We start from the raw sequence: 10,299 nt of genomic DNA, 5'->3' as shown, positions 1-10,299 counted from the left end.
CGGCAAAGTCGATAACGCCGAGGACGTGAGCAAAGGGCGTTGGCGAAGTCGAGCGGTCGTTGGAATGACCGCATGCCAACTGGCCGAACGCTGCGTGATGTTGAACGCTGGCGCTTCGGCCTTTGCCGGCATTCGGGCAAGTTCTTTTCAACGTCGGCAGCCAGGCGGACTACTGATCGTGACGGCGTCGTACGGCACGTTCGCAAACGCCTGCATCAGCTGACTAAGACTTACGACCCCGTTTCGGCCGATCGCCCGTGCTTCAACTGTACCGCCGTTGTCTGTGCAGCATCGACAGAAAGTGATGAGTATGTGCCGCTGTCTTCCCTGCCCACAGCTACGTCGCCACCGAATTTTCCGGCCTTTCCAGCGATGAGGTTCGCCGCAACAGACTCGGGGAGTCTGACGTGCCCCGCGTGGCGGCCGCAGTGGCGTTCGCGCGCAAGCTGACGCAAACGAGCGGCAAGGTAGCGACGGCCGACCTCGACGCGGTGCGAGCCGCCGGGTACAGCGATGCGAATATCGTCGAGATCATCGCGCTGAGTGCGCAGTTCATGCTGACGAATTTCGTCAATAACGTGTTCGACACGGAGATCGACTTTCCGATGGTCGAAACGGAAGTCGCCTGAACGCGTTCGGAAGCCCGCAAGGGCTTCCCCTTTTTTGGGAGATCTGCCATGTCACGCACCACCGCCGAAAAGCGCGCCGCATTCCGGGCGCTGCACGAATCCGGTTGTTTCCCGCTGCCGAACCCTTGGGACGTCGGCAGCGCGCGGTATCTCGCGAGCCTCGGCTTTCAGGCTATCGCGACCACGAGTTCGGGCTACGCGTGGTCGACCGGCCGCGCCGACAACCAGGCGACCCGCGACGACATCCTCGCGCACTTGCGCGCGATGGTCGAGGCCACCGATCTGCCGGTCAATGCGGATTTCGAAAGCGGCTTTGGCGACGATGCGGCCGGCGTTGCCGAGAGCGTGAAACTCGCGGTCGCCACCGGCGTGGCTGGCCTGTCGATCGAAGATGCGACCGGCGATGCCGCCGCGCCTCTGTGGCCGATAGAGATCGCCGTGGCGAGGCTCGCGGCGGCGCGGCAAGCGATCGACGATAGCGGTGGCGATACGCTGCTGATCGGCCGCGCGGAGAATTTTTTCGTGGGTGTCCCCGACCTCAACGACACGCTCGAACGTCTCCAGGCTTACGCAGCGGCCGGCGCCGACTGCCTGTACGCGCCGGGCATCCGCACGCGCGAAGAGATCGAGGCCGTCGTCGCGGCGGTATCGCCGAAACCGGTCAACGTACTGATTGGCGCGAACTCGGCCCTGACATTGCCCGAACTCGCAGCGCTGGGCGTGCGGCGCGTCAGCGTGGGCGGCGCACTCGCGCGGAGCGCCTGGGGCGGCTTCATGCGCGCCGCGCAGGCGCTCTCGGATGGACGCTTCGACGGCTTCGCAGATGCGCCACGGGGTTCGGATCTCAATGCACTGTTCACTCGCGGCGCCTGACGCGCGCCGTTCACATCGCCTCCCACTCAAGGAGAAACACATGGCTCGCGAAATCATCCGTGTTGAACCACTGTCGACTTGGCTTGAGCGCTGGAAGGCACCCACCTCCGTTGCCACGCGTCACGGCGACACGCTCTACGTGTCGGGCTTGCCGCCATTCGATCCGCAGACCGGCGAAGTGCTGGAAGCGCCGATCGAACAGCAGACTCGACGCGTGCTGGAGCAACTTAAACTGTGTGTCGAAACCGGCGGATCGTCGCTCGACCAGGTGCTCAAGTGCAACGTCTACTGCACCTCCGTCGAGATGTTCCCGATCGTCAATGAAATCTATGCACGATTCTTCGGCCGGCAGCCACCGGCTCGCATCTTCGTGAACGTGCCCGCATGGCCCGGACGGTTCGATATCGAGATCGACTGCATTGCAGCGGTTTGAGCCGCGTTGCGCACGAACATGGTTCGCTTGAACGACGTTCAGATCGAAGCGGCACTCACCCAGATATTTTGGCCTCACCGCGATCGCGATCTCGCCCGCGACGGGCGAGATCGCGTCGCCGATGTGCGTCACTTCTCGACATCGGGTCAGGCGATCTTTCTGCCGTGTTGCGGATGATTCACTCGCTTGTTCCCGTCACTGGCGGACACCACGGTCAATGACCGTCATCTCAACGGAACCGCCGTCTGAATGTCTTCGCGAGGTTTAGGAAGAAGGTCTCTTCCCGGTGGCTCTGGCAATCCTGCATTGTCTGTCGAATCCCACTCGTCCACCGCTTCCGCGAATGATCGCGTACGCACAGCCTCAGTGATGCAACCGACGATGCGTAACGTCACGTCAATGACGATTCCCAAGAGCGAGCGATGAACCTCAGGAACTCGCTCGTCAGAATCGAAACGGACGGCGCCCACCGCTACGATGACGCGCAAAGACCACCTTTCGAGAACTGCTGCACCACGGATCGCCGACGTCGTGTGCTCAAAAAGGAGTCACATTACATTTTCACTATCTCTTGTCGATCATCGCCAACGCGCCGAGCAAGTTCTCTAATTCATCCTGTCGTAAGGTTTACCCCGATTTAAACGGAAACCAACAAAAGGGACATTTTGGCTGCTGCACGTAATCCAAGCGCAACCCAATTGACGCCACCTTAAAGCGCCGCCTCTTCGACTGGCGTCGCGCACGCCGCAAAGGAGAGCGATTTGGTTCTGGAACTGGAGCGAGTCAGTGTCGTTTCTGGCGGGCAGCCGTATTTGTACGGCGTGGATTTGCGCCTCGTCCCAGGCGCCATCAATGTGCTTCTCGGACCCACGCAGGCCGGTAAAACCACGTTGATGCGCGTGATGGCGGGTCTGGACAGGCCGACCGACGGCCGCGTGCTCGTCGACGGCCAGAACGTGACAGGCGTCAGCGTCCGCGAGCGTAATCTCGCGATGGTCTATCAGCAGTTCATCAACTACCCGGCGATGACGGTCGCCGAAAACATCGCCTCGCCTTTGCGGCTGCAGAAGACCGACCCTGCTGAAATCGGCCGGCGCGTGCGGGAAGTCGCAGCCAAACTGCATATCGATCATTTGCTGGAGCGGCGGCCAGGCGAACTGTCAGGCGGCCAGCAGCAGCGCTGCGCGCTGGCGCGTGCACTCGTGAAGCGTACGTCGCTGGTGCTGCTCGACGAGCCGCTCGTCAATCTCGATTACAAGCTGCGCGAGGAATTGCGCATGGAACTGGCAACGCTTTTCGCCGACGGCAACACCACCGTCGTCTACGCGACTACCGAACCTCTCGAAGCGTTACTGCTGGGCGGCTATACCGCGATCGTCGATAAAGGCCGGATTCTGCAGTTCGGTCCCACTCTCGATGTTTATAACGCACCGGTCAACGTCGCGGCCGCGGCCGTTTTCAACGACCCGCCGATGAATATGCTGACGAGCAACTGCGGCAATGGCCGCGCGCGTCTGCCGATCGGCGTGGAGGTTCCGTTGCAGCACGGTCCCGCCGTGAACGGCGCATGCCGCATCGGCATCCGGCCGGGGCATCTGCGTCTTCAGGCGAAGGACGCTCATGCGATCGCCGTTCCGTGCCGGCTCGAACTCGCTGAACTGAGCGGCTCCGAAACCTACCTGCACTTGCGCACGCTGACCGGCGCGGTCAACCTCGTTGCGCAACTGCAGGGCGTGCATCAGATCGGGCTAGGCACGCAGCTCGACGTTTTCATCGACCCTCGAGAACTGTTCGTGTTCGGCGCGGAGACCCAGCTGGTGTCCAGCCCGGAGGCAGCTTATGGCGCGCATTGAGTTCCAGAATCTCGCGCACGCGTACAGGCCGAACCCCGCGACGGTCGACGACTACGCGCTTCAACCCATGAGCATGGTCTGGGATGACGGCGGCGCTTATGCGTTGCTCGGGCCATCGGGTTGCGGCAAGACCACGCTGCTGAATATCGTTTCGGGGCTCGTCAAGCCGTCGGAGGGCAAGGTGTTGTTCGACGGACGCGACGTGACGGCGCTCGGCGCACGTCAGCGCAACATCGCCCAGGTGTTCCAGTTCCCCGTGGTCTACGACACGATGACCGTATTCGATAACCTCGCGTTTCCGCTGCGTAATCGCAAGTTGTCAGCCGCCGAGGTCACGAAGCGCGTGCACGAAGTCGCGGAGATCCTCGATATGACGCGCGACCTGCCGCTCAAGGCGAGCAATCTGGCCGCCGACGCCAAGCAGAAGATCTCGCTCGGGCGCGGCCTGGTGCGCAAGGACGTCGCGGCGATCCTCTTCGACGAACCGTTGACCGTGATCGACCCCGCGATGAAGTGGATGCTGCGCCGCCAGTTAAAGAAGATCCATCAGCAACTCAAGCTCACGCTCATCTACGTGACGCACGATCAGGTAGAAGCGCTGACTTTCGCCGACGAAGTCGTAGTCATGACCAATGGCCGCGTCGTTCAGAAGGGGGGAGCTGATGCGCTTTTTCTGCGGCCGGATCACGCTTTTGTTGGCTACTTCATCGGCAGTCCCGGCATGAACCTTTGTCCGATCGAGCTAGACGCCGACGGCGCGAAAATCGGCTCGCAGCGCTTGCCGCTCGACGCCGGCACGCTTGCGACGCTACGGGCCGCGCATCAGCAGACAAACTGCGCGCTCAAATTGGGGATTCGCCCGGAATTCGTCCGCCTCTCGCAGGAAGGAGGAGTCGGCGCGGTGAACGCGCGGGTACTGCGCGCGCAGCAACTCGGCAACTATCAACTGGTCACCGCGCAATGCGACGGCCATGTTTTCAACGCGAGGCTCGAGCCGCATTTGCGGGTTGTCGACGGACCTGCCTGGCTGCATCTGGTTGCGCCTGAAACCGTGTACTTCTGCAACGACGAAAGAATCGAAACACGCAGCTTTGAAGGGGCCGCGCGATGAACAAGCCCGTCAACCAGAAAGCATGGCTGCTGGTCGTTCCGGTGTTCATCTGCGTCGCGTTCTCCGCGATCCTGCCGCTGATGACAGTGGTCAACTACTCGGTGCAGGACATCATCGGCCCGACGCAGCATGTGTTCGTCGGCACGGAGTGGTTTCGCAACATCATGACCGATCCGGATTTGCGCGAAGCCCTCGGCAGACAGGTCATTTTCTCCGCGTGCGTTTTGCTGTTCGAGATTCCATTGGGTGTGGGCCTCGCACTGTCGATGCCGGCTTCGGGATGGCGCGCATCGGCCACACTCGTCGTGCTTGCCATGCCGTTGCTGATTCCGTGGAACGTGGTGGGCACGATCTGGCAGATCTTCGGGCGCCCGGATATCGGACTGCTCGGCTACTGGCTCAATGGTCTCGGCTTCGACTACAACTACACGGCGAGTCCGACGGCCGCATGGATCACCGTGCTTGTGATGGACATCTGGCACTGGACTCCGCTCGTCGCGCTGCTGTGCTATGCGGGCTTGCGCGCGATTCCGGACGCCTTCTATCAGGCTGCGGAAATAGATGGCGCAAGCCGCTTTGCGGTGTTCCGCTATATCGAGTTGCCGAAGATGCGCGGCGTGCTGATGATCGCCGTGCTGCTGCGCTTCATGGACAGCTTCATGATCTACACCGAGCCGTTCGTGCTGACAGGCGGCGGTCCCGGCAATTCCACGACGTTTCTCAGTCAGTATCTGACTCAGAAAGCGGTCGGTCAGTTCGATCTTGGCCCGGCTGCGGCTTTCTCGCTGATCTATTTCCTGATCATTCTGCTGCTGTGCTTCATTCTCTATAACTGGATGAGCCGCGTAGGCAAAGGTGGACCCGCCGCGCAAGGAGACGACCATGCAGGATAAGCGCCGCTGGATGCGGACGTTAATGCTCGTCGTCTATATGCTGTTCGCGCTGATTCCGCTTTACTGGATGGTTTCGATCTCACTGCGCACGAACGAGGAAACCATGTCGACGTTCGCGACGCTGCCGCAGCACGTGACGTTCGACAACTACAAGGTGATCTTCACTGATCCCTCGTGGTACTGGGGCTATATCAATTCGATCATCTACGTGCTGATGAACACGGTGATGTCTGTATTGGTCGCGCTGCCTGCCGCTTACGCGTTCTCGCGATATCGCTTTCTCGGCGACAAGCACATGTTCTTCTGGCTGCTCACCAACCGCATGACGCCGCCCGCCGTGTTCTTGCTGCCGTTTTTTCAGCTCTATTCGAGTGTCGGCCTGACCGACACGTACATTGCCGTCGCACTTGCGCACATGCTTTTCAACGTGCCACTTGCCGTGTGGATTCTCGAAGGCTTCATGTCGGGTGTCTCGCGAGAGATAGACGAAACCGCGTACATAGACGGTTATACGTTTCCCGATTTCTTCGTGAAAATCTTCCTTCCGCTCATCAAGTCGGGCGTCGGCGTCACGGCTTTTTTCTGCTTCATGTTCAGCTGGGTCGAACTGCTGCTCGCGCGCACGCTGACTTCGGTCAACGCGAAACCTATCGCCGCGGTGATGACGCGGACCGTGTCGGCGGCCGGCATGGACTGGGGCGTACTGTCGGCGGCGGGCGTGCTGACTATCGTGCCCGGCGCGCTGGTGATCTACTTCGTGCGCAACTACATCGCGAAGGGCTTCGCGATGGGGAGAGTGTGATGTTCACCTGGATGTACTGGACTCCCGAGGTAGCGATCTTCTTCGCCTGCATAGTCGTCATGCTGGGCGGCATGACGGTATGGGAACTGCGCTCGCCGACTCATGAACGCAAGGGCTTTCTTCCTATCGCGACGACTCGCGGTGATCGCCTGTTTATCGGCCTTTTAGCTGCCGCGTATGTCAATCTCGCGTGGCTCGCAATCAGCGCCGAGGGCTCGAGTTCCTTGCCGGGCTTCGCGGCCTCGGTGCTGGTGGTGCTTGCGATCATGTGGAAGGGCTAGAAAGCGGAAGCATGCAACGAAGACTGGCAACTGCCGGTTCCGCTGATGCCCCGAGCGGATGCCGACCAGGTCGAAGGGGCACAAAAGACACAGGAGAAGACCATGCATCAGAGGAGACGGATCGTCGCACTGGCATTGGGAAGCATCGTGTCAGGCGCCTTCGCGAGTCAGGCTCTGGCGGGCACGCCTGAGGCGCAGAAATGGGTGGACAGTGAGTTTCAACCAAGCACGCTTTCGAAACAGCAGCAGATGGACGAGATGAAATGGTTCATCGACACCGCAGCGAAACTCAAATCGAAAGGCGTCAAGGAGGTTCATGTAGTGTCGGAAACCATCGACACGCATACGTACGAATCCAAAACGCTCGCCGCCGCATTCAGTGAAATTACCGGCATTCAGGTCAAGCACGACATCATTCAGGAAGGTGACGTCGTCGAGAAATTGCAGACCTCGATGCAATCCGGGCAAAGCATCTACGACGGCTGGATCTCGGACTCGGACTTGATCGGCACGCACTATCGCTATGGCGTGATCGTTCCGCTATCCGATTACATGGAAGGCGAAGGTAAGGAATACACCAACCCCGGTCTTGACCTGAAAGACTTTATCGGCACTAGCTTTACGACCGCGCCTGACAAAAAACTCTATCAGCTTCCCGACCAGCAGTTCGCGAACCTTTACTGGTTCCGCGCGGACTGGTTCGCGCGCAAGGATTTCCAGGACAAGTTCAAGGCGAAATACGGCTACGATCTCGGCGTGCCGGTCAACTGGTCCGCGTATGAAGACATCGCCGAATTCTTTACGAACGATGTGAAAAACATCGACGGAGAGAAAGTCTACGGTCACATGGATTACGGCAAGAAAGACCCGTCGCTCGGCTGGCGCTTCACGGACGCATGGCTTTCCATGGCGGGCGAAGCCGACAAAGGGATTCCGAACGGCATGCCCGTCGACGAATGGGGCATTCGCGTGACGCCTGACGGCTGTCATCCGGTAGGCGCGTCGGTGTCGCGCGGCGGCGGCACCAACAGCCCGGCAGCGGTCTACGCGACGACCAAATACATCGACTGGCTCAAGAAATACGCACCGCCGGAAGCGTCGGGCATGACCTTCAGCGAGGCTGGCCCCGTGCCCGCGCAAGGCCGGATCGCGCAACAGGTGTTCTGGTACACCGCGTTCACGGCGTCGATGCTCAAGCCGGGCAACGTCACGAATGCGGACGGCACGCCGAAGTGGCGCATGGCGCCGTCCCCGCATGGCGCTTACTGGAAGGACGGCATGCAGAACGGGTATCAGGACGTCGGCTCGTGGACGTTCTTCAAGTCGACGCCGCCGAATCAGCGAGCCGCCGCGTGGCTGTATGCGCAGTTCGTGACGTCGAAGAGCGTGTCGCTCAAGAAGTCGATTGTCGGTCTCACATTCATTCGCGACTCCGACATTCATAGCGACTACTTCACGAAAAACGCGGACAAGTACGGCGGCCTGATCGAGTTCTATCGCAGCCCGGCGCGCGTCGCGTGGACGCCGACCGGCAACAACGTGCCGGACTATCCGAAGATGGCGCAACTCTGGTGGAAGAACGTCGGCACTGCTGTTGCCGGTGAAAAAACTCCGCAGGCTGCAATGGATAACCTCGCGAAGGAAATGGACCAGGTGTTGTCCCGTCTGCAGCGGGCCGGGATGAAGGTTTGCGCGCCGGAACTCAATCCGCCAAGCGATCCGTCCAAGTGGCTGTCCGACCAGCACGCGCCGTGGAAGCGGCTTGCCAACGAAAAACCGAAGGGCGAAACAGTGAAGTATGAGCAACTGCTGTCGGCCTGGAAGGCGGGTAAGGTGCGGTAGTATTGCTGACGGTGCCCTGGGGCTGTTGTGAATGGGCGGCGCTTGATAGTGCCGCCTTTTTTATGGGTTGCTAGACCTTCGGCATGCGGCCCGAGCGATCATCGACGAGCGAGCTGGTATGAGGCAGCGGCGGAGACAGGGATAGTCCCGGACGGTAGTCCGTATCTGCATGCTGCCGGCCTGCTTGTGGCGTTGGGCGACGCTCCCATTTTCGTCATCATCATGTAGGCCATCGCAAGGCAGGCCGCCGATCGCACCGGCGTGTGACCGCGGCCCTTCTCTGCCGCACCGAGACCGGCGGGGTACGCCGCGGTGCCACGCCTTCTGCTTCAGAGGTACAACAACGCTTCACCCAGCGCTCCATGGCGTCTTGCAGCGCGTGTACTCGAGTTGATAGAGCGTGCAATCAGGCATTGCTGTCCCGAGGCCGGGAAGAGCGACGAGTCCGGCATTGAAAGCGTCTACCGCTGCACGAAGGCGGTCAGGGCGGCATCCTTCAATCAGGACGATCCATGTCGGCACTTGAGTGCCGTCAGAACGTGCCCGCTTCTCCGCTGTTTCCACGTTGCTGACTGCCTCATCGGCCAGGCAAAGGTGGACTCCGGTGATGTCCGCCATGTCGACAAGCACTGGCAGGACGCGCTGACGCAAACTTTTCACGACTTCCGTACGCGACGCTGAAGGCACGTCGAAACGCACCGTCACAAGATAGGCGCCTTGTCCGACACCGTCTGAATAAGCCACATGGCAGATGGAGCGGGCCACGCTGCGAAACGAGGGGACGACCCGCTTCGTCCACGGAGTCGGCGAATTCAACCGAAGAAGGTAGTCTTGCGCGCCGAGCACCTCTACGGTGTCGGCTTCATAGAGATTGAAGTACTCGGGGCCCGAGTCCAGCGCAATGTAACGCCGCCCGCGCCTGAACCCAGGGATTCGGCGCGCTCGGGCATGTGTTCCCGGTTGTGCCACTCGTAGAATTCATTCTTCGCTTCCGGCAGCAGATCATGCCAGATCGCAACGACGCCTGTTCCGGCAAGGCTCATATCCTCTCCTTTTCGCGGATGAAGTTGTCTTATCGTGCCGACGGATACTCGCCACGGCTCCACGCCGCGCCAAGTGTTTCTGAATACGGCACGACCTTCTGCATTTGCTCGCCGAGTCCGCTACCGCCCAGAGTCATCGTATCGCCCGCTTTCAGGAAGACAGGCGGCTTTTGACCGAGGCCCACGCCAGGCGGAGTTCCGGTGATGATGACGTCGCCAGCCATGAGCGGCATGAAACGAATCAGATACGAAACGATATGCGCGACGTCGTAGATCATCGTGCGCGTGTTGCCAGTCTGGCGTCGTGCGCCGTTGACGTCGAGCCACAGGTCGAGTACTTGCGGGTCGGGGACTTCATCACGCGTCACGAGCCATGGGCCGAGCGGCGCAAACGATAAGCCGCTCTTGCCCTTGGTCCACTGGCCTTCACGTTCGAGCTGGTATGCGCGCTCGGACACGTCATTGGCAAGGCAGTAACCCGCCGCGTGATCCAGCGCGCTTGCTTCGTCGATCTGCCAGGCGGGGGTGCCGATTATCTC

At 60.6% G+C, this 10,299-nt stretch carries 10 protein-coding genes and 2 pseudogenes; 9 read left to right on the top strand and 3 right to left on the bottom strand.

Features of this window, described 5'->3' with window-relative positions; genetic code table 11:
• Positions 1–416: 416 nt before the first annotated feature.
• The 9 genes and pseudogenes from BG57_RS04125 to BG57_RS04085 form a co-directional block, all read left to right on the top strand.
• Positions 417–629 (top strand): annotated as a pseudogene (locus BG57_RS04125) (carboxymuconolactone decarboxylase family protein); the annotation flags it as partial.
• A 48-nt stretch (positions 630–677) separates the two neighbouring features.
• A complete protein-coding gene (locus BG57_RS04120; RefSeq protein ID WP_035960334.1) occupies positions 678–1,502 on the top strand; it encodes an isocitrate lyase/PEP mutase family protein in 825 nt (274 codons plus the stop codon).
• Positions 1,503–1,542: 40 nt separating this feature from the next.
• On the top strand, positions 1,543–1,935 hold the full coding sequence (locus BG57_RS04115) for a RidA family protein (RefSeq protein ID WP_035960333.1): 393 nt from the start codon (positions 1,543–1,545) through the stop codon (positions 1,933–1,935).
• A 761-nt stretch (positions 1,936–2,696) separates the two neighbouring features.
• Complete coding sequence (locus tag BG57_RS04110; protein WP_035960332.1) at positions 2,697–3,788, top strand: ABC transporter ATP-binding protein; 1,092 nt, start codon at positions 2,697–2,699, stop codon at positions 3,786–3,788.
• On the top strand, positions 3,775–4,899 hold the full coding sequence (locus BG57_RS04105) for an ABC transporter ATP-binding protein (protein WP_035960330.1): 1,125 nt from the start codon (positions 3,775–3,777) through the stop codon (positions 4,897–4,899). The genes BG57_RS04110 and BG57_RS04105 overlap by 14 nt, the downstream gene beginning before the upstream one ends.
• The gene (locus BG57_RS04100; protein ID WP_035960329.1) at positions 4,896–5,792 is read left to right on the top strand and encodes a carbohydrate ABC transporter permease; all 897 of its coding nucleotides are present in this window, start codon (positions 4,896–4,898) and stop codon (positions 5,790–5,792) included. Before BG57_RS04105 ends, BG57_RS04100 begins: the two co-directional genes overlap by 4 nt.
• Positions 5,782–6,594 (top strand): carbohydrate ABC transporter permease, encoded by an 813-nt coding sequence (locus BG57_RS04095; protein ID WP_035960478.1) that lies wholly within the window; start codon positions 5,782–5,784, stop codon positions 6,592–6,594. The genes BG57_RS04100 and BG57_RS04095 overlap by 11 nt, the downstream gene beginning before the upstream one ends.
• Complete coding sequence (locus BG57_RS04090) at positions 6,594–6,875, top strand: DUF2160 domain-containing protein (protein ID WP_035960328.1); 282 nt, start codon at positions 6,594–6,596, stop codon at positions 6,873–6,875. The genes BG57_RS04095 and BG57_RS04090 overlap by 1 nt, the downstream gene beginning before the upstream one ends.
• A 102-nt stretch (positions 6,876–6,977) precedes the next feature.
• Positions 6,978–8,717 carry an ABC transporter substrate-binding protein gene (locus tag BG57_RS04085; RefSeq protein ID WP_035960327.1) on the top strand — a complete coding sequence of 580 codons (1,740 nt, stop codon included), beginning with the start codon at positions 6,978–6,980 and terminating at the stop codon, positions 8,715–8,717.
• Between the two features lie 348 nt (positions 8,718–9,065).
• Here the strand turns inward: BG57_RS04085 and BG57_RS33635 are convergent, their stop codons facing one another.
• From BG57_RS33635 to BG57_RS04075, 3 genes and pseudogenes are all read right to left on the bottom strand, one after another.
• Positions 9,066–9,482 carry a hypothetical protein gene (locus tag BG57_RS33635; protein WP_229753951.1) on the bottom strand — a complete coding sequence of 139 codons (417 nt, stop codon included), beginning with the start codon at positions 9,480–9,482 and terminating at the stop codon, positions 9,066–9,068.
• An 83-nt stretch (positions 9,483–9,565) separates the two neighbouring features.
• Positions 9,566–9,760, bottom strand: a complete 195-nt coding sequence (locus BG57_RS33630) for a hypothetical protein (protein WP_229753952.1) — start codon at positions 9,758–9,760, stop codon at positions 9,566–9,568.
• 29 nt (positions 9,761–9,789) lie between these two features.
• A pseudogene (locus tag BG57_RS04075) lies at positions 9,790–10,296 on the bottom strand (fumarylacetoacetate hydrolase family protein); the annotation flags it as partial.
• Positions 10,297–10,299 lie beyond the last annotated feature (3 nt).

This window comes from Caballeronia grimmiae (assembly GCF_000698555.1).
In the GTDB taxonomy this organism is placed as follows: domain Bacteria; phylum Pseudomonadota; class Gammaproteobacteria; order Burkholderiales; family Burkholderiaceae; genus Caballeronia; species Caballeronia grimmiae.
This window is presented reverse-complemented; position numbering and strand designations above follow the sequence as displayed.